Annotated in this window: 14 protein-coding genes; 1 reads left to right on the top strand and 13 read right to left on the bottom strand. The window is 56.6% G+C overall.

The window, feature by feature from the left end:
- Window positions 1-2 precede the first annotated feature (2 nt).
- From mukB to cmoM, 4 genes are read right to left on the bottom strand one after another with little or no spacing between them, the layout of a single operon-like run.
- On the bottom strand, window positions 3-4,454 hold the full coding sequence (mukB, locus tag EnteroDNA1_RS21305; RefSeq protein ID WP_069303890.1) for a chromosome partition protein MukB: 4,452 nt from the start codon (window positions 4,452-4,454) through the stop codon (window positions 3-5).
- Window positions 4,454-5,158 carry a chromosome partition protein MukE gene (mukE, locus tag EnteroDNA1_RS21300; RefSeq protein WP_008499954.1) on the bottom strand — a complete coding sequence of 235 codons (705 nt, stop codon included), beginning with the start codon at window positions 5,156-5,158 and terminating at the stop codon, window positions 4,454-4,456. Before mukE ends, mukB begins: the two co-directional genes overlap by 1 nt.
- Window positions 5,139-6,461 carry a chromosome partition protein MukF gene (gene mukF / locus EnteroDNA1_RS21295; RefSeq protein WP_033145101.1) on the bottom strand — a complete coding sequence of 441 codons (1,323 nt, stop codon included), beginning with the start codon at window positions 6,459-6,461 and terminating at the stop codon, window positions 5,139-5,141. Before mukF ends, mukE begins: the two co-directional genes overlap by 20 nt.
- A 3-nt stretch (window positions 6,462-6,464) precedes the next feature.
- A complete protein-coding gene (cmoM, locus tag EnteroDNA1_RS21290; protein ID WP_023311004.1) occupies window positions 6,465-7,244 on the bottom strand; it encodes a tRNA uridine 5-oxyacetic acid(34) methyltransferase CmoM in 780 nt (259 codons plus the stop codon).
- A gap of 124 nt (window positions 7,245-7,368) precedes the next feature.
- Here cmoM and elyC point away from each other — a divergent pair, with 124 nt between their 5' ends.
- The gene (gene elyC, locus EnteroDNA1_RS21285; RefSeq protein WP_069303889.1) at window positions 7,369-8,148 is read left to right on the top strand and encodes an envelope biogenesis factor ElyC; all 780 of its coding nucleotides are present in this window, start codon (window positions 7,369-7,371) and stop codon (window positions 8,146-8,148) included.
- Here the strand turns inward: elyC and EnteroDNA1_RS21280 are convergent.
- From EnteroDNA1_RS21280 to rpsA, 9 genes are all read right to left on the bottom strand, one after another.
- A complete protein-coding gene (locus tag EnteroDNA1_RS21280; RefSeq protein ID WP_023311002.1) occupies window positions 8,125-9,018 on the bottom strand; it encodes a YcbJ family phosphotransferase in 894 nt (297 codons plus the stop codon). The two genes, elyC and EnteroDNA1_RS21280, sit on opposite strands and share 24 nt — an antisense overlap.
- 142 nt (window positions 9,019-9,160) lie before the next feature.
- On the bottom strand, window positions 9,161-9,907 hold the full coding sequence (gene kdsB, locus EnteroDNA1_RS21275) for a 3-deoxy-manno-octulosonate cytidylyltransferase (RefSeq protein WP_023311001.1): 747 nt from the start codon (window positions 9,905-9,907) through the stop codon (window positions 9,161-9,163).
- Complete coding sequence (gene ycaR, locus EnteroDNA1_RS21270; protein WP_006174474.1) at window positions 9,904-10,086, bottom strand: protein YcaR; 183 nt, start codon at window positions 10,084-10,086, stop codon at window positions 9,904-9,906. The genes kdsB and ycaR overlap by 4 nt, the downstream gene beginning before the upstream one ends.
- A 45-nt stretch (window positions 10,087-10,131) precedes the next feature.
- Window positions 10,132-11,361 carry a winged helix-turn-helix domain-containing protein gene (locus tag EnteroDNA1_RS21265; protein WP_069303888.1) on the bottom strand — a complete coding sequence of 410 codons (1,230 nt, stop codon included), beginning with the start codon at window positions 11,359-11,361 and terminating at the stop codon, window positions 10,132-10,134.
- Window positions 11,362-11,405: 44 nt separating this feature from the next.
- A complete protein-coding gene (lpxK, locus tag EnteroDNA1_RS21260; protein ID WP_069303887.1) occupies window positions 11,406-12,383 on the bottom strand; it encodes a tetraacyldisaccharide 4'-kinase in 978 nt (325 codons plus the stop codon).
- Window positions 12,380-14,131 carry a lipid A ABC transporter ATP-binding protein/permease MsbA gene (gene msbA / locus EnteroDNA1_RS21255; RefSeq protein ID WP_069303886.1) on the bottom strand — a complete coding sequence of 584 codons (1,752 nt, stop codon included), beginning with the start codon at window positions 14,129-14,131 and terminating at the stop codon, window positions 12,380-12,382. The genes lpxK and msbA overlap by 4 nt, the downstream gene beginning before the upstream one ends.
- A gap of 36 nt (window positions 14,132-14,167) precedes the next feature.
- Window positions 14,168-16,432, bottom strand: a complete 2,265-nt coding sequence (locus tag EnteroDNA1_RS21250; RefSeq protein WP_069303885.1) for a ComEC family protein — start codon at window positions 16,430-16,432, stop codon at window positions 14,168-14,170.
- Window positions 16,433-16,646: 214 nt separating this feature from the next.
- The gene (ihfB, locus tag EnteroDNA1_RS21245; protein WP_008499965.1) at window positions 16,647-16,934 is read right to left on the bottom strand and encodes an integration host factor subunit beta; all 288 of its coding nucleotides are present in this window, start codon (window positions 16,932-16,934) and stop codon (window positions 16,647-16,649) included.
- A 170-nt stretch (window positions 16,935-17,104) separates the two neighbouring features.
- Window positions 17,105-18,778, bottom strand: coding sequence for a 30S ribosomal protein S1 (rpsA, locus tag EnteroDNA1_RS21240; protein WP_014169387.1), 1,674 nt, complete (start codon window positions 18,776-18,778; stop codon window positions 17,105-17,107).
- Window positions 18,779-18,783 lie beyond the last annotated feature (5 nt).

The raw sequence follows: 18,783 nt of genomic DNA, 5'->3' as shown, positions 1-18,783 counted from the left end.
CTTCAGGAAGCGTCCGCCGTGGTTTCCGTCAACGACTCCGGCGGCTGCGGCGCAAAGCCACGCAGCCCCACAACGTGAACGTGTTCGCTGTTCTGGAACACCTTACGCACCAGTTTGTAGGTGGTGCCCTTCTCGGGGCTGATGTTCTCCGGCGCCGCGATAATGAGCTGCATATCGAGACGTTCGCAAAGCTCGAACAGCGTGGCAATCGAGCGGGCATCAAGACGCGCCGCCTCATCCAGGAACAGCAGTCGGCATGGCGAGATATCTTTGCCGCGCAGGCGGCGCGCTTCATCTTCCCAGCTCTGTACGACCATCACCAGAATTGACATCCCGGTACCGATCGCTTCACCGGTAGAGAGCGCCCCGGATTCCGCACGCAGCCAGCCGTCTGAGCCACGGTTTACCTCAACTTCCATTTCCAGGTAGTTACGGTAGTCCAGCAGCTCTTCACCGATGGTTTGTGGAGTACGCTGGCCCATATCAATCTGCGGGTTCAGGCGCTGATACAGCTTCGCCAGCGCTTCGGAGAAGGTCAGACGGTTGCTGTTGAACAGATCCTGATGCTGCTCGTGCTGCTCTGAGAGCACTTCCAGCAGCGTCGCGTGGGCTTCACGCACGTTGACGTTGAGGCGCACGCTGTTCACCTGGCCAAACGACACGCTCTGCAGACCCTGGTTCAGCTGGCGGATACGGTTCTGCTCGCGCTGAATGGTTTTACGAATAATGTTCGCCACGCTGCGGGAGCTGATCGCCAGCTTCTGCTCGCGGGAGGTCAGTTCTTCCGTCAGACGGCCCAGCTCGATTTCCATCTGTTCGATGGCTTCGACCGGATCGTCGGTACGGATGATGTCCTGACGAATACGCTCGCGCAGGTGCTGGTAAACTGCCACGAAGAACTGGATTTTACGTTCCGGACGTTTCGGATCCTCCGACATGCGCAGCACGTCGCGCAGGTGTTCGTTATCCGCCACCGCCAGACGCAGCGCACCCAGCGCCTTATCCGACATGGAGCGCAGCTCATCGGCAGAGAGATACGCCAGCTCGCGGCGGTGCAGACGACGCTCAACGTTATTGTCTTTCACCATGCGCATCACCGCGCACCAGCCCGCCTTGGCGGTCACGACCTGCTCGCGCATTTCGTGATAGTCGCGTTCCAGCTTGCGCAGGCGACGGGTCAGGTTATCCATTTCGGCTTCGCAGAAGGTCAGCGCTTTTTCCAGCTGATTACGACGCGCGCGGTTATTGCTGAGCTGCGAATGCAGCTCGTCACGACGAATACGCGCGCGCTCTTCTGCCCCGCTGTCGGCACGCACGCCGATGTCCTGAAGCTCTTTCTGCAGATCGTTTAACAGCTCTTTCTTGGTGTCGAAGGAGCTTTTCAGCGAGGCCAGCACCTGGTTGTACTGGTTCAGCTGAGCGGAATGGCTGCGCATTGCTTCGCGGGCGCGAGTACGTTCCGCCTCCGCCTGCTCAAGCCGCTGACGCAGTTTTTCGTTCAGATCGCTGTTACCGCTCAGCATTTCAGCCGAATCGGAGTAGCCAAAGTGGGCCCGACGCTGCACCACTTCCGTCAGGGCAAACGCCTGCTGACGCGCTTCGCGCTGCACCTGCTGCGACCAGGCATAATCTTCTTTTAACTGCTCGAACTGTTCCGGGTCGCTCTGCAGGACAGACACGACGGGCTCCAGCTTCGCCAGCTGATTGCCGTGCTGCTGAACGAAACGCGCGGCTTCCTGCGCTTCATCCAGACGCTCCTGGATCTCATCCACACGGTCAGCCAGCGTGTCATCCGCCAGCAGATTCAGGCGCGGCAGAATGCGGTTAAGGGCAGCGACGCCCTCTTTCGCCTGTTCAAACTGAACGCGACTCTGCTGGTTATCGCTTTCATGGCTGGCAATCGCACGTTCCAGCTCGCCACGGCGGGTATTGAGCTTGCGGATTTCGGCTTCCGGATCCGCGTCAAACGCTACGGCGAGATGGCTGCCGATAAAGCGGCTGAACGACTGGTGCAAACGCTGGGTTTTCTGCACGTCAAACGACAGGGTCGCAAAACGTTCAGACAGCGTTTCACGCTCGGCGTGCAGGCTCTCGATGCGGCTTTCGCGCGCGGCGCGGCCAAACAGCGGCAGCTCCGGGAAGCGGGAATAACGCCACTGACGGTCGGCAATTTTCACCACCACCGCTTTTTCCAGCTCGTCGACGCTGAATACGCTGTCATCGAACGACTGCGGATCCCCTTCGATCAGGTAGAGATCTTCCGGGCAATCTTCCAGGCCGGCAAGCTGCTCAGAAATCAGCGACAGATCCGGGACCACAATCGCGTTGCGGGATGGACCGTACAGCGCGGAGAAGTACGGGGCATCATCGAGGCCAACGTCGTCATAAATCTCGGACAGCAGCACGCCGCCAAAACGCTCGGCTAATGCATTCAGGCGCGGATCTTCTGACCCGCCCGGCTGGCTTAAGCGCTCAATTTCCTCATCGACGTCGCGCTTGCGGGCGCCCACTTCATCACGCTCAACGATGGCTTCACGTTCGCGCTCCAGCAGCTGCTGCAGGTATTCGGTCACTTCCTGACTGGATTCGAACTGCTCGCCGCACTGCTCGCTGAGCTGGTTCAGGCTGCTTTGAGCCGCCAGCCAGACCGGCGCACGCTCCAGGAGCGTCTTCGAACGGGACTGAATCTGCTCCAGCTCCTGACGCAGGGTCATACGCTGTTCGCTGGCGTTTGATACGGTATCGGACAGGGCCGCAATACGCGCTTCCAGCTCCTGATGCAGGGCCTCAAGCTCGTCGAAATCGTAATTTTTTCCCTGACGCTTACAGAATTCCGCCAGCAGACGCTCGGCTTCCTGCTGCTCGCGCAGGCGCTGCTCCAGCTCGTTCAGACGCATACGCAGCGGCTGAACCTGCTCGGCCAGATGGCGCTGGTTCACACCGTCGCGCAGCAGTTCACGGGCAACGTCCCAGGCTTCGTTACGCGCCAGCGGGCCGTTAATCGCGACTACCAGCTGATAAGCCTGCTCAAACTGGCTGTGCGCCGTTTGCGCGACGCTCATTTTCTGTTCGAGGGAGAGCAGTTTCTCGGTGGCTTCCTGCTCTTTGGCCTGGAAGGTATCCAGCCATTCGTCGGCGCTGTCCGGCGTAAGGTCAGGCAGATGGCACAGCTCTTTCGCACGCTGTAATGCCTGCAGTGCCTGGGTGTACTGAATCGCTCGCGTTTGCTGCACGTCCAGCGCCTGCTGGTAATCGGCAAGCTGGCTTTTCAGCTCATCCACTTCCAGCTCGGCCGCTTCGGCGCGGGCTTCGTTCTCTTCCTGCATGTCGGCGGCTTCAGCCACCACTTCATTTTGCTCTTCGAGACGAATCTGCAGCTCATCGAGGTCCGCTTCATAGCGCTCGATTTTTTCCTGCTGACGCAGCGCGGTCTGCACCAGGTTCAGATGATCGCTGGCGGCCTGATAGTCGGCTTCCAGGTCGCCTTCAGCACCGTTGTGCTCGCCCAGCTCGCGCGCCATTTCAACGTGCTTGTACTGCTCGGCCACAAGCTGTTTACGGGAGGTAAACAGCTCGCGGCGGTATTCTAATGCCTGATCGAGATGCACCCGGCGCTCGTTGGCGTGGCGCATGTAGTCTGCCGCCACGTAGTTGGTGGCTTCGCTGATCAGGTGTTTAAACAGGTCGCGGTCAGACTGGGTAACGCGAATCGCTTCCAGCGTCATGCGGTTTTCGCGCAGCGCCGCTTCCATATCCTGGAAGGCCTTACGCACGCCGCTGTTTTCCGGCAGCAGGTAGTCGCGCAGGGAGCGGGTAATCGCGCTGGAGATACCGCCGTACAGAGACGCTTCGATCAGGCGGTAGTATTTGCTACGGTCTGATGCCGTGCGCAGACGACGCGCCACCACGCCCAGATCGAACATCAGCGAGTGGTAGTCGGTAATCGAGTTGAACTGCTTGAACTGCACGCCTTCGATGGCTTCAAGCTTGTCCTTCAGCTCCTGCAGCGTCAGCACGCGCGCCTGGCGTTCGTTCAGGGTTTCCGTCAGCAGCGCCGTCGGCTGCACGGAGGTTGGCAGCCCCTGGATTGCAAACGGTTTGATATCCACTTTACGGTCGCGACCGGCGACCTGCTGCAGGCGCACGCCCACCACAACGCGCTGATGACGGGAGTTAATGACGTCCAGAACCGAATAACAGACGCCAGCCTTCAGCTTACCGTGCAGACCTTTATCACGGGAGCCGCTTGTGGCTCCCGCTTCGGTGGTGTTACGGAAGTGAAGCAGCGTCAGGTCAGGGATCAGCGCCGTAACAAAGGCTGCCATGGTGGTGGATTTACCCGCACCGTTACCGCCGGAGAGCGTCGTGACCAGCTCATCCAGATCGAACGTTCGGGCAAAGAAGCCGTTCCAGTTAATCAGCGTCAGTGAGCGAAATTTACCGCGTTCAATCATTACTCTTCCTCCCCGCTATCCGGCAGATTCTCTTCATGCTCGTCATTGAGCTGCAAATGGTTTTCCACCGGCATCGCTTCACCGTCGCGGATCATGCGAAGCTGCGCTTCACGCGCGTCATCGCCCGCACGCACGTCGGCGCCGAAGCGGAAGACAGATTCCGTAATGCGGAATTTGCTGCTGTCATGGCCCATAAACCAGACCATCCCCAGACGACGCAGACGGTTCAGGGAAGAGCGAACCTTTTCCTGTAATTTCTGACGGTCAAGGTCCGACCCCGTGGAGCGGTTGTTCACCAGCTTGAGCAGCTTGCTCTCATCAGCCAGCGTCAACAGCTCGTCGTAAAGTTCCTGCTGGGTGAAGATCCCTTCATTCGCCAGACGTTCCGGGCTGAGGTAGAGGTAGCAGAGAATTTTGCCGACCATCATATCCAGCTCGGAAAGCACGGAACGCGGGATCAGCGTCGTGGAGCGCGGACGCAGGTAGAAAAACCCTTCCGGCGCGCGGATAAGTTCCACGTTATAGCGTGCGTAAAACTCTTCCAGGTACTCCTGGAAGTCCATCAAAAAGGCGTGATTATCCAGCTCGTCTAATCCAATGTGACGACCGGCACGCAGCTGGCTGTCCAGCGCCGGAAATAACGGATTCGCCAGCGCCTGTGCCAGCTTAACTGGCATCACTTGTTCAATATTTGTCAATGACATGCGCCTGTACCTTGGCTCCGTAATCGTTGATTGGCTGCCACTTCGGCGGCAGTCCGGTGAAATCTGCTTGCGCAACGCCCAGGCGCACCGCCTGGTCTACCACAATGCGGGCAATGTCGAAGTGGCGCGCGCGTGGATATTGCGCCAGATAGTCGCGCACCACGAGCCCAAGATCCAGCGGCACTTGTCTGGTTTTGTAGACAGCGAGCTGTTCTTCAATCATCGCCGCAAGCTGCTCGCGAATTTCGTTAAATTCTTCGTATTCCAGATCCGGCGGCAGTTCACCGGTCACCTCTTCATCGCGCAGCGCCATCTCTTCGTCGCGCATATCCAGCAGACGATCGGCATTGGCGTAGGTCAGCGCCCACGGCGCATCGAAATAGGTCTGCACCGACTGACGCAGACGCTGAGCAAAGACGCGGTTTTTATCCATATCAATCGCGGTACGGATAAATTTATGCACATGTCGGTCATAGCCGATCCACAGGTCGATCGACTGCTGGCCCCAGCTGATAATGCGATCGAGTTTGCTCTGCAGATCGAACACCAGGCGGTCGACAAAATGCAGATCGTCGTGTGCCAGCGTCGCATCCTGGATACGCAGCAGGTTAGCCTGCAGCTTGTCTCCTGCGGCTTCCAGCGTATCCTGGAGCTCACGCAGCGTGCCGGAGGTTTCTGACAGCAGAAGTTCACAGCTGGAGATGGCCGCTCGCCAGTCTTTATTCAGCAGCTGGGCGATATCGTCTTTCACCTGCTGCTGCTGTTCGTCCATCAGGCGCTGGGTGAGATCGATACTGTCGAAAATCTCGGCCACCGAATATTTCAACGGCGCGTAGACGTTACGGTGCCAGTGGAATTCGTCACCGTTTTCATCCGCCGCGTCGGCGGCGCGCTTAAGCTCACCCGCCACGATCGAGAGCTGCATGGAAAGACGCAGCGTAGAAAATTCACGCTGGCGAATATAGTAATCGGTGATGCCGATGCCCAGCGGCGTCAGGCGATAGATGGCGTTTCCTTCCGCCTGCTCGCTGGTAAAGCGGTTCAGCAGACGTTGACGCACCATATCGTTGATTGCGTTGTTGGCACGCACGCTAATGGTTTCGCTGGTTTGCTCAAACGCATCACTGACATGGCGGAACGCATCCACCAGTTCACCCTCGCTCATTTCACCGTCCAGCCGTTCGCCGTTCAGCGTAGCAACCGCCAGCAGGAAAGAGAGTCTGTCTACCGGCAGCGAGATGGAGAAATCGTTTTTCCTGGCCCAGGCAACCAGTTCGGGGACTGTCTGGGAAAATTCACTCATAGGTTATCCTTGCATCTGCGGCTTGTGCGCGGTGACGTGAATATAGCGGCCAAGGCTGATAAAAGGCTCCTGACGGCAATACCGCGTTTCTAATTCTGTTAAGGTGTCAAAACAGTCACGCTGTTTGTGTTTTTCACGCAGATAATCATGAAACACCCTGACGCCCGTCTTCCCGACGATCTGCCAGCCAATCGCTTCCAGCCAGCCATAAACCTGCTGTGGATCGCGCGGATAGTCCGGGGAAAGCGTGCGCTTTTTCTTTTTGGGCATCCCGACCTGCACATAGTCGAAGTTTCCTGCAACCATGTTGTGCATCAGGAAGCCGTTAGCATTGTAGAACATCAGCGACAGCGTGCCGCCCGGGCGCAACATAGACCACAGGGTTTGTAACACGCTTTGCGGATCGGCAACCCACTCCAGCACCGCATGAAACAATATCAGATCAACCTGTGTTTCCAAATGCTGTGCGATGTCCTGAGCGGCGCATTGTATAAAATGCATGTTGTCGCTCACACCTTTCTCTTCTGCAGCACGCGTCGCGCGGGCGACCATTTCAGCAGAAAGATCGCAAAGCGTGACGTGATGACCGCGCTCGGCCATTTTTATCGCCGTCTGCCCTTCACCGCCACCGGCGTCCAGCACGCGCAACGTTTGCCCACCAAAGGTGGCCAGAATGGTGTCCAGATCCTGCCAGAGGATCGTCTGACGGAGCTGACCTTTCGTGGTGCCATAAATGTTGCGCGAAAACTTTTCCGCGATGTCATCAAAATTGCGATCCCGCATTGGGAGAGTTCCACTCGCTAACTGCAAAACCGCTATTTTGTCACACCCGCGCGGAGAATGAACCTCTCTGGTGTAATATCACGGGTAATCACCTGCTATATGGTCAAAAAAGGAACCAAAAAGGATGCTTTTTACCCTTAAGAAATACATTGGAGGGATGATGCTTCCCCTTCCGCTGCTGCTCATCATCATCGCGCTGGGGCTGGCGCTGGTGTGGTTCAGTCGCTTTCAGAAGAGTGGCAAAACGCTTATCACGCTCGGCTGGTTTGTCCTGCTGCTGTTGAGCCTGCAGCCGGTCGCAGATGGTCTGTTACGCCCCATCGAAAACACGTACCCAACATGGCAGGGAAATCAGAAAGTGGCGTACATCGTGGTACTGGGCGGCGGATATACCTGGGATCCTGACTGGGCGCCCAGTTCAAACCTGATCAACAACAGCCTGCCACGGCTAAACGAAGGCATTCGCCTCTGGCTGGCGAACCCGGGTTCAAAAATGATCTTCACTGGCGCGGCGGCCAAAACAAACCCGGTGAGTACGGCTGAAGCGGGCGCCAGGGTCGCAGAATCCCTCGGCGTGCCGAGTTCCTCGATTATCACTCTGGACAGTCCAAAAGATACCGAAGAAGAGGCTGCCGCAGTGAAGCAGGCAATTGGCGATGTCCCGTTCTTACTGGTGACCTCCGCCTCACACCTGCCCCGCGCGATGATTTTCTTCCAGAAGCAAGGCCTGCACCCGCTTCCCGCACCGGCAAACCAGATGGCTATCGACGCGCCGCTCAACCCGTGGGAACGGGCGATCCCATCCCCGGCCTGGCTGATGCATAGCGATCGCGTCGGTTATGAGACGCTCGGACGCCTCTGGCAGTGGCTGAAAGGATCGTCAGGCGAGCCAGGGCAAGAGTGATTTTGTTGCCAGATCGAAATTTGCGCGATTAAAACGTCCGGTGTTGACCAACTGCGCGACTTCGTCCCAGAGCAGGTAAAGCCAGCGCCGCCAGAGAAACGCTTCTGCAACGGGCGCGCGTTGAAGGTAGTGCCACAGTAAACCTTCCGCCGCCCCGCTGTCGCTGAGCCTGAACAGCTCGTATTCGCGCGGAGCCCAGAGCATGATCCCCGGCCCAAGCATCGCCAGAAGCTGATCGCTGCGGGAGTCCTTGAGCATGCTGCGCAGGGTGAAATTACCGTGAATCAGCACGCAGTTGTCATTAAAACCGTCGAACAACGCCGGTAAGCACTCGCGGGTGCGAAACAGAATACGTTTGTCCTGCATGGTTAAACCGGTATTGTTGAACTGGTTAAGCGTTCCCCACAGCACTTCCACCCGCTGGCGATACCACAGCGGCCACAGGTTTTCCTGAGTGCTGTCGACCGGACCGACAAGCCCGCGGCTATCCTGACGGTGCCAGGCCAGCAGCGCCTCGACAATCTGGTCTTTTAACTGCTCCCAGCGTTCAGGCGTGCGCGCGGGCGCTTCAACGGGCACGCCGCGTAAACGCTCAATCAGCAACACATCCGGGCCGGGGTGTTCCTCGTGGGTCATCACGCCGTACACCGTCGGCATACGGACGGTTCCCTCCCGCGCCAGCATCGACATTTTCCATGCCAGCTGCCTGGCAACGCCCGGCGAGGTGAAACTTCTGGCCATCAGCGGCATTGGGTTGCCCTGACTGTCATACAACGACCAAAGCGCGGTATCGGCCTTTTCACTCACGCATTCGACCCGGCTTAATTTCTCACCCAGCAGATGGCTAAGTTCGGCACGCAGCTGTTCCATATGAGATTACCCCCATTAAGACTACTGCTTTTATAATGAGCGTCCTGAAGGGAGATGTCACCCGGAAGAGAACAATTAGGAAAAAGAAAGAGGAATTATCGAGGGAGAGAACATCCCTCCGACAGGAGGGATGCAGGCGGGATTAGCGCAACTCGGCGCGAACGCGCTCAAGATCTTCCGGCGTATCAACGCCCGTTCCAGGCACTTCGCTGGCAACGGCAACGTGAATTTTTTCGCCGTACCAGAGCACGCGAAGCTGCTCCAGCATTTCGATATGCTCCAGCGGACTCGGCGCCCAGGTAACATATCGACGAATAAAACCGGCGCGATAGCCGTAGATCCCGATATGACGCAGGAAAGTATCACCGATCGTCTCTTTAGAGAGCGCAAAGCGATCGCGATCCCACGGGATCGTGGCGCGTGAGAAATAGAGCGCATAGCCTTCGGCATCCATGACCACCTTCACCGCATTGGGATTGAATGCCTCTTCAGCGTGGTGAATGGGTACCGCGAGCGTCGCCATACCGACCTGACGCTGAGCCAGGTTTTCTGCCACCTGACGGATAATCACCGCCGGGATCATCGGCTCGTCACCCTGAACGTTAACGATGACCGTATCATCACTGAAGCCACATTTCTCAACCACTTCCGCCAGACGCTCGGTGCCGGACTGGTGATCGGCGCGGGTCATGCACACCTCACCGCCAGCCGCCTCAACCGCACGGGCGACGTCAGGATGATCGGTAGCAACAATCACGCGATCGGCACCGGATTCACGCGCACGCTCAAGGACATGCACAATCATCGGCTTGCCGTTGATATCCACCAGCGGTTTACCCGGAAGACGCGTTGAGGCATAACGCGCAGGAATAATGACAACAAAACTCATGGTTTGCTCTCTTCTGCCACCAGGGAACGAGCTTCATTTTCCAGCAGCACCGGAATGCCGTCACGCAGCGGGAAAGCCAGGCTGTCCAGCTTGCAAATCAGCTCCTGTTTGTCCTGGCTGTAGTAGAGTTTGCCGTTGCATACCGGGCAGGCAATAATTTCAAGTAAACGGTGATCCATAGTTCCTCCGTATGGGTAATCGCTAAAGCTTAACACATTCCCTTTTCAGGGAGTGCCTGTTTCCCAGCCACTTCGACAGGATGTAAACAGTCCGTCGGGTACCCGGCCCAGCGTCACGTCGCGGGCACCCTGCCAGCGCGCGAATTCGCTAATGGCGGACGTTAACCCTTTTTCCAGGCTCGCCGTCACCCTGACGCCCTCTTCCAGATAAAGCGCAATGATTTCAAGCGTGCCGGTCTTGCGGTGCATTTTGGCGTCCATACGCCCGACCAGTTGCCCCTTATGCAGCAGCGGGAGAACAAAGTAACCATACTGGCGCTTTGGCGCTGGGGTATAACATTCCAGCCGGTAGCTAAAATCGAACAGCTGCTCGGCGCGTTTTCTGTCCCAGACGACCGGGTCGAAAGGCGACAACACCGCACTGTGGGTTGCCTGAAGTTTCCCCTCCTGGGCCAGAGGCAGTAGCGGGAGGAGATCCCCATGCAGCCACATTTCGCCCAGCGTTTCCACCGTGACGGGGATGATGCGCTGTTCGCGTTGCCAGATATCCAGCAGCGGTTTCAGCGCGGGCTGGCGAAGGCGATAATAATCAGCCAGCCATTGCGGGCGGAAAATTCCCAGGCTGCGGGCGCTGTTTTCGAGCATGATAGCCTCGGCCGCCTCCTGGGTAAGCAGGTCACGCTCGTCGTCCCAGTGCGGCATCACGCGATGCGTCAGGTCGTAGACGCGCTGAAAATTACGCCGCTCAATCACCATGACTTTGCCAGAGGTAAACAGCCCTTCGAGATGACGTTTATGCGGCTTCCACTCCCACCAGCCGCTGGTGCCTTTGCGCGGGTGTTCAAAATCGGCGGAGCGTACGGGACCGTTTTCCTGAATATGCGCGATAAGCTGCTCAATTTCGGCAGCATGTTCCAGCATCCACGCCTGACGGTATTTCCAGCCCATCTTTTGAGGGGCAAGCATACGGTGGCGAACCAGGGCAAAATCGCTGCGGGGCAGGAAGCAGGCTTCGTGCGCCCAGTACTCCATTAACTCCCCCTTGCTGAGCGCCTCATCCAGCCACTGCGAAGGATAATTTCCCAGACGGCTAAACAGCACCAGGTAAGGGCTACGGGCCACAATGTTAATGGTGTCAATTTGAAGCAGCGACATGCGCTGGACGGTCGAGAGAATATCGGCAGGCTGCGCGCGGCGGCGGGGCTTTTTAAGCAGCCCCTGCGCGGCAAGGTGTAAATGACGTGCGGCTGAAAGCGAGAGTTGCGGTAAAGACATGCGTTATCCTGTCAGTCAAAGCGCCACCAGAACCGCGTAAGCGTTTATTTCACCAACGCAATCAGTTCCTTGAGCAAACGTTCCGGCTGCTCGCCGCTGAGTTCAGCGTCAACCGGCAGATACCACCAGTTTTCTTTCGCGAAGGCACGGCATTTCACCGCATCTTTTTCGGTCATAATCAGCGACTGCCCGGGTACGGTCAGGGCGTCGACCTGCCCTTCCACCAGCGCCTGGTGGTCGGCCAGCGGAACGCGTTTTTCCAGCCGGGCACCACAGTGTTCCAGCGTCGCGAAGAAGCGCGGCGGATGGCCAATCCCCGCCATCGCCACCGGTGAAGGCAGCTCAGCAACTGACCGGCGCTCACCCGTCACCAGGTTGATCGCCAGGCCTGGCTGCAGGTACATCGGGATTTCACCCGCTTTTGCCTCACCACCGTTCACAATCACCGCATCAACGGACTTAAGGCGCGAAGCGCGTTCGCGCATGGGCCCGGCCGGCAGCCACCAGCCGTTACCGAAGCGGCGAACCCCGTCGATGACCACAATCTCTTTATCACGCGCCAGGGCGTAATGCTGCAGGCCATCGTCAGTGATAATAATTTGTACCGCGTGTTCGGCAAGCAGTGCCTGAACGGCGTCGCTGCGCACCGGGGAGACCGCAACCGGCGCGCCGGTACGCTGGAAAATCAATACCGGCTCATCACCCGCTTCGGCGGTCGTGGTTTCCGCCGTCAGCAGCAGCGGATAACGCGCCGCTTTACCACCATATCCGCGCGATACCACCCCCGGGCGGATACCGCGTTTTTGCAATTGCTCCACCAGCCAGATCACCACCGGCGTTTTACCGTTGCCGCCCGCCGTAAGATTACCGACCACCACCACCGGAACCGGCGCGCGCCAGGCACGCTTCAGCCCGAGACGGTAAAGCAGACGAATTGTGCCGCTCACCAGGCCGTAAAGCCAGGAGAGCGGCAAAAGCAGCAGCCACAGCGGGGATTCACCGGACCAGATGCGTGCAATCATTGTTGGCCAAACTGCATCTTATGAAGCTGGGCGTAAACGCCGCGGTGTTCCAGCAAATCAGCATGGCTTCCGCGTTCAACAATGATACCGTCCTCAACCACGACGATTTCGTCAGCCTGCTCGATAGTCGACAGACGGTGAGCAATCACCAGCGAGGTACGGTTCTTTTGCAGCTCATCCAGCGCAGACTGAATAGCGCGTTCAGATTCCGTATCCAGCGCGGAGGTCGCTTCGTCCAGAATCAGAATTGGGCTATCGCGCAGCAGCGCACGCGCAATGGCGATACGCTGACGCTGACCGCCGGAGAGCAGCACCCCGTTCTCACCGATTATCGTATCCAGACCGTTATCCATCTTGTTGATAAAGTCCATTGCGTAGGCCATACGCGCGGCATTCTCAATCTGCTCACGGCTGTATTCATCCGTGCGCGCATACGCAATGTTGTTTGCCACAGTATCGTTGAACAGGTGCACGTTCTGGGAAACCAGCGCCACCTGGTTACGCAGCGACTGCAGGGTATATTCCCGCAGGTCATGACCGTCCAGGAGGATCTCACCTTCGTTAATATCGTAGAAACGGGTGATCAGGCTGGCAATCGTCGATTTACCCGAGCCGGAACGGCCCACCAGCGCCACGGTTTTACCCGCCGGAATGGACAGGTTGATATTACGCAGCGCCGGCGTTTCACGTCCAGGATAGGCGAAAGTGACATTGCGGAATTCAACATCGCCACGGGCGCGCTCAATCTCGCGAGTACCTTCATCTTTTTCCTGTTCGGAATCCAGAATGCTGAACAGCGTCTGACAGGCGGCCATCCCGCGCTGGAACTGGGCGTTCACGTTCGTCAGGGATTTCAGCGGACGCATCAGTGCAATCATAGAGGAGAAGACCACGGTGATGGTACCCGCCGTCAGCGTCTCCATCACGCTTGGGAAGCTTGCCGCATAGAGGACGAATGCCAGCGCCAGTGACGCTATCAGCTGAATAATCGGGTCAGAGATGGAAGAGGCCGAGACCATTTTCATCCCCTGCAGACGCATTTTATTGCTGACTTTATCAAAGCGTTTGGTTTCGACGTCCTGACCGCCAAAAATCAGAACTTCTTTATGCCCTTTCAGCATCTGTTCCGCGCTGGTCGTTACCTGCCCCATCGTGTTCTGCATATTCTTACTGATATTGCGGAAGCGCTTTGAGACGACGCGGATAGCAATAGAAACTATCGGCGCCAGAACGATAAGGATGATCGACAGCTGCCAGCTGTAATAGAACATCATCGCGAACAGGCCGATGATTGACGCACCCTCACGCACAACGGTGATCAGCGCGCTTGAGGACGAGGAGGCAACCTGCTCTGAGTCGTAGGTAATACGGGACAGCAGCGTCCCGGTAGACTGCTTGTCAAAGAACGAGACCGGCATGCCCATCATGTGGCTGAACAGGCGACGGCGCATGGTCATCACCACTTTCCCTGATACCCAGGAAATACAGTAGCTGGAGATATAGCTGGTGATGCCGCGTAAGATCATCAGTCCGATAACCACCAGAGGCATCCATAGCAACACTGAGCGATCCGTTTTACCAAAACCGTCGTCCAGTAACGGTTTGAGAAGCGATAGCATAAAAGTATCGCTGGCTGCGTTGAGGATTAACGCTACTCCCGCCACGATCAGGCCTGTTTTAAAGGGCGCAATCATCGGCCAGAGTCGGCGGAAGGTTTGCCACGTGGAGAGATCTTTGTCGTTATGCATTCAAAAAACCAGCATTCGTTGAAATAGCCGCATATTCTACCCGTTATCGACGGGCTCGCCAAACCACTGATGATACCAAACGGGTAAAAATTGCTCTCGCAAGCGCCGGATTTGCCAGTGATGTTGCGAGAATGTCACCGATATTTGTCCAGAATGAGGGGTATCGTGCCAGATGTACCCCTCTTTTCGATAGCGTCGGACAACTTTTGCCGACGGGAATCGCCATGCGTTATAGCGGGCCGCTGAATCCAGGGCGATCTGACCTTCCACCCGCTGTACCAGCGGCAATGACGACGAAGTATTGCTGCCATGATGGGGCACCTGTATAAGCGTGGACGTCAGATAACGCCAGTAATGGCTAAGCATAGCCTGTTCCGCTTGCGCTTCAATGTCCCCCGTAAGCAGAACACTCTGCTCACCGTCGTCCACCTTGACCACGCAGGAATGGTTATTTCCCTGAGCCGGGTAATTTTCGGGGGGCCAGTGGACGGTGAAGGAGAGTCCCTGCCATTTCCATCTCTGCCCGCGAAAACAGGGGCGATGTCTCGCCTGGCGCAATGGGCTTCTTACCCACGCGTCAGGCCACGCTTTTTGCAACGATGCGAGTCCTCCCGCATGGTCGAGGTGCTCATGACTGAGAATAACGCCTTCAGGCCGCAGGTGATGCCAGCGAAGCCACGGGATGATCAACCGCTGCGCGCTATCCCCGCCCGGCCAGGCGAGTCCGGTATCATAGAGAATGGCTTTTCCCTGCCGTTCAATGACCATCGCCAGCCCCTGCCCCACATCCAGCATATGCAGCGTCCAGCTCTCGCTTTTTTCCGTTCGCCAGAGAGGAAATGTCAGTAAGACACTTCCTGCCAGACAAACGGCTGGAAGGGTTTTCCAGGCACGAAAGCGCCAGCCGATGATGATAAGCCAGGGCAGTAATGTCATGTACTCCCAGCGTTGGTCGACATTTTGCCAGCCGTCAGGCAGGCGCATGAGGAGCCAGAACAGCCCCGCAAGTGACTTATCGGCTGCGAACCATACGACGCTTTCCAGTGCCGCCAGCGGTAGGAGATGAAGCAGCATGCCGAGCAGGATCAGCGGCACGGAGACAAACGTCACCAGGGGAACGGCAAAGAGATTCGCGACCAGAGAAGAAATGCTGAAGCCGTGGAAAATCAGAACCTGTAACGGCATCAGCAGCATCAACATGCCCAACTGCAGATAGATCAGGTTCAGCAGCGGCCGTAGACGTCGTGCCCTGCGCCAGCCAGGAAGAGGAAGCCACTGAAACCAGAAAATCAGCGCGGCGACGGCAAATGCGGACAGGGCCAGACTCTGCGAAAGTACGGCTAAGGGATCGCTTATCAGGATCGCCGCGATACAGCAGACCCACACCTGCCAGGGAGACCACCGACGGGCAGCGTTCCGCAACATTGCAAGCACAGCAAGCGCGATGACCGTTCGTAGCGCAGGCGGTTGCAGACCGGTAAGCCAGGCGTAGAAAGCGGCAAAGCATAACCCGGCCAGAAGAGGCATTTGCCAGTGGATCCGGTGGCTGGGTAATAAAAACTGGAGCCCACGTGCGAGTAACCAGGCGAGGGATGCCGCCAGCGCGATATGCAGTCCCGAAATCGCCATCAGATGCAGCGTCCCGGTTTCGCGCATCAGGTCTTGTATTTCCCGGGGCACATCCAGACGTTCACCCATTCCCAGTCCGAGGATAACCGCCCCCCATCGGTAAGCAGAAAGGCGGTTTTGCAGTGAGATAAGATATTGCGCTCGCAGGCTGCAGCGTCCATCGACGAGTTCCGCACGGGTGAAGCGTCCGCTCAGCGTTTGATGGCGGGCAAAAGCGCTGCGCTGAGAATCATAACCGCCGTCGTTCAGCTCGCCGTGGGCAGGCCTGAGCCTGAGCGTCATGGTCCAGCGCTGACCGGCACACGCTTTCTGTGGCAGATAATTGCCATACAGCGTTATGCCGGTAGAGGCCCACCAGCGCTTGCCATCAATGCTAAGAATGTTTCCCTGATGCTGCGTTGCGCCATCTGTGGCGGTGATCGCTACCTCAGCCTGCACGGCCCCCGTGGTTAAATGCTGCATCGGCCAGACGCTCTCCTTCGCAGCCAGAATACCCCACACGCAACATAACAGCGTGATACCCGCATACTTCAGTCGTACGTTTCGCCGTGCGGCCAGCACGATCCCGCCAACAATCATTATCCACACGGTGTGACGTGATGGCAGTTCAGGTAACCAGAGTAACGGGGCTATCGCCAGAATGGCGCAGATACTAAGCGCGGGAATTCCCATTGCTACCTCCCTGTTTCAGAGGGGCAGTATGTAATCAGGTAGAAGGAATTGTCAGATGGTAAGAATGCGTTTTACAGCGCGCGCTGTGCTGTTTTTATCGGTTTGCAGAAAACGAAACGGAAAATGCGGGGTATCTTCAGAATGAAAGCGACAGAGACAAAAAAAGCACCCGCAGGTGCTTTCTTTCGAACCCAGTTTAACCGACTGGCTAAACTCAGTTACCGTAAATATTGGCGCGATCGCGCAGTTCTTTACCCGGCTTAAAGTGTGGAACGTACTTACCTTCCAGCTCGACTTTATCGCCAGTTTTCGGGTTACGCCCGGTACGTGGAGCACGATAGTGCAGAGAAAAACTACCGAAACCGCGGATTTCAATGCGCTCGCCCTGGGCAAGAGTGGAGGCCATATGCTCCAGCATCTCTTTTACGGCATCTTCCACTGCCTTGGCAGGGATATGCGGTTGCTGACTGGCAAGTCTTTCAATCAATTCTGACTTGGTCATGATTCCTCCGGTTCCTTTCAAACCAATTAGCTGAACAGCTCATTAAACAAGGGCGGCCGTAGCCGCCCTTTGTTATTGATTACAGGACGAATCCTGCAATCTGTCAAGTTTGCTCCTCATCCTTCACGCTGTAAATGCGTTACAGCGCAAATGATGCTGAGAACCTGATATTACTCGCCTTTAGCTGCTTTGAAAGCTTCAGCCATTGCGTTGTTAGAGAAGTTTGCATCTTCCTGTTTGTTAACAGTTGCGATTGCATCTTTCTCATCAGCTTCGTCTTTAGCACGAACAGACAGGCTGATTGCACGGTTCTTACGGTCAACACCGGTGAACTTAGCTTCAACGTCGTCGCCTACGTTCAGAACCAGAGTGGCATCTTCAACGCGGTCACGTGAAGCTTCAGAAGCGCGCAGGTAACCTTCAACGCCGTCAGCCAGTTCTACGGTTGCGCCTTTAGCGTCAACTGCAGTCACTTTACCGTTTACGATTGCGCCTTTCTTGTTCAGTGCAACCCAGTTGTTGAACGGATCTTCTGCGAGCTGTTTAACGCCCAGGGAGATACGCTCACGCTCTGCGTCAACCTGCAGAACAACTGCAGCGATTTCGTCGCCTTTTTTGTATTCACGAACTGCTTCTTCGCCTGCAACGTTCCAGGAGATGTCAGACAGGTGAACCAGGCCATCGATGCCGCCGTCCAGGCCGATGAAGATACCGAAGTCAGTGATAGACTTGATTTTACCTTCAACACGGTCGCCCTTGTTGTGGGTTTCCGCGAACTGCTGCCATGGGTTGTTTTTGCACTGTTTCAGGCCCAGGGAGATACGACGACGTTCTTCGTCGATATCCAGAACCATCACTTCCACTACATCACCAACGTTAACAACTTTGGATGGGTGGATGTTTTTGTTGGTCCAGTCCATTTCGGAAACGTGCACCAGACCTTCAACGCCTTCTTCGATTTCAACGAAGCAGCCGTAGTCAGTCAGGTTGGTTACGCGACCAGTCAGTTTAGTACCTTCTGGGTAACGCTTAGCGATAGCTACCCATGGATCTTCGCCCAGCTGTTTCAGGCCGAGGGATACACGAGTACGCTCGCGGTCGAACTTCAGCACTTTAACAGTGATTTCGTCGCCCACGTTCACGATTTCGCTTGGGTGCTTAACGCGTTTCCACGCCATGTCGGTGATGTGCAGCAGGCCATCAACGCCGCCCAGGTCAACGAATGCGCCGTAGTCAGTGAGGTTCTTAACGATACCTTTGACTTCCATGCCTTCCTGCAGGTTTTCCAGCAGCTGATCGCGTTCTGCGCTGTTTTCGGATTCGATAACGGCACGACGGGATACAACAACGTTGTTACGCTTCTGGTCCAGCTTGATTACTTTGAACTCAAGCTCTTTGCCTTCCAGGTGCAGAGTGTCACGAACTGGACGAACGTCTACCAGAGAACCTGGCAGGAACGCACGAATACCATTCAGCTCAACAGTGAAGCCACCTTTAACTTTGCCGTTGATAACACCGACCACAGTTTCAGCTTCTTCGTAAGCTTTTTCCAGCGTGATCCATGCTTCGTGACGTTTAGCTTTCTCACGAGAAAGCAGGGTTTCACCGAAGCCGTCTTCTACTGCGTCCAGAGCAACGTCAACTTCGTCACCTACCTGGATTTCCAGCTCGCCCTGGGCGTTTTTGAACTGCTCTGCCGGAATGGCGGACTCAGATTTCAGACCGGCGTCAACCAGTACTACGTCTTTGTCGATAGCAACAACAACACCGCGAACGATGGAACCCGGGCGGGTTTCGATTGTTTTTAAGGATTCTTCAAACAGTTGAGCAAAAGATTCAGTCATGTTTA

Origin of the sequence: Enterobacter sp. HK169 (genome assembly GCF_001719105.1) — a bacterium.
Taxonomy (GTDB): Bacteria; Pseudomonadota; Gammaproteobacteria; order Enterobacterales; family Enterobacteriaceae; genus Enterobacter; species Enterobacter asburiae_B.
Note: the sequence above shows the minus strand (reverse complement) of the source record. Positions and strands in the feature narration are given on the sequence as shown.

What these genes read in the sequence shown, in the direction of transcription:
- mukB (WP_069303890.1), bottom strand. Translation starts at nt 4,454, where the DNA reads ATGATTGAACGCGGTAAATTTCGCTCACTGACGCTGATTAACTGGAAC.
- mukE (WP_008499954.1), bottom strand. Translation starts at nt 5,158, where the DNA reads ATGTCATTGACAAATATTGAACAAGTGATGCCAGTTAAGCTGGCACAG.
- mukF (WP_033145101.1), bottom strand. Translation starts at nt 6,461, where the DNA reads ATGAGTGAATTTTCCCAGACAGTCCCCGAACTGGTTGCCTGGGCCAGG.
- cmoM (WP_023311004.1), bottom strand. Translation starts at nt 7,244, where the DNA reads ATGCGGGATCGCAATTTTGATGACATCGCGGAAAAGTTTTCGCGCAAC.
- elyC (WP_069303889.1), top strand. Translation starts at nt 7,369, where the DNA reads ATGCTTTTTACCCTTAAGAAATACATTGGAGGGATGATGCTTCCCCTT.
- EnteroDNA1_RS21280 (WP_023311002.1), bottom strand. Translation starts at nt 9,018, where the DNA reads ATGGAACAGCTGCGTGCCGAACTTAGCCATCTGCTGGGTGAGAAATTA.
- kdsB (WP_023311001.1), bottom strand. Translation starts at nt 9,907, where the DNA reads ATGAGTTTTGTTGTCATTATTCCTGCGCGTTATGCCTCAACGCGTCTT.
- ycaR (WP_006174474.1), bottom strand. Translation starts at nt 10,086, where the DNA reads ATGGATCACCGTTTACTTGAAATTATTGCCTGCCCGGTATGCAACGGC.
- EnteroDNA1_RS21265 (WP_069303888.1), bottom strand. Translation starts at nt 11,361, where the DNA reads ATGTCTTTACCGCAACTCTCGCTTTCAGCCGCACGTCATTTACACCTT.
- lpxK (WP_069303887.1), bottom strand. Translation starts at nt 12,383, where the DNA reads ATGATTGCACGCATCTGGTCCGGTGAATCCCCGCTGTGGCTGCTGCTT.
- msbA (WP_069303886.1), bottom strand. Translation starts at nt 14,131, where the DNA reads ATGCATAACGACAAAGATCTCTCCACGTGGCAAACCTTCCGCCGACTC.
- EnteroDNA1_RS21250 (WP_069303885.1), bottom strand. Translation starts at nt 16,432, where the DNA reads ATGGGAATTCCCGCGCTTAGTATCTGCGCCATTCTGGCGATAGCCCCG.
- ihfB (WP_008499965.1), bottom strand. Translation starts at nt 16,934, where the DNA reads ATGACCAAGTCAGAATTGATTGAAAGACTTGCCAGTCAGCAACCGCAT.
- rpsA (WP_014169387.1), bottom strand. Translation starts at nt 18,778, where the DNA reads ATGACTGAATCTTTTGCTCAACTGTTTGAAGAATCCTTAAAAACAATC.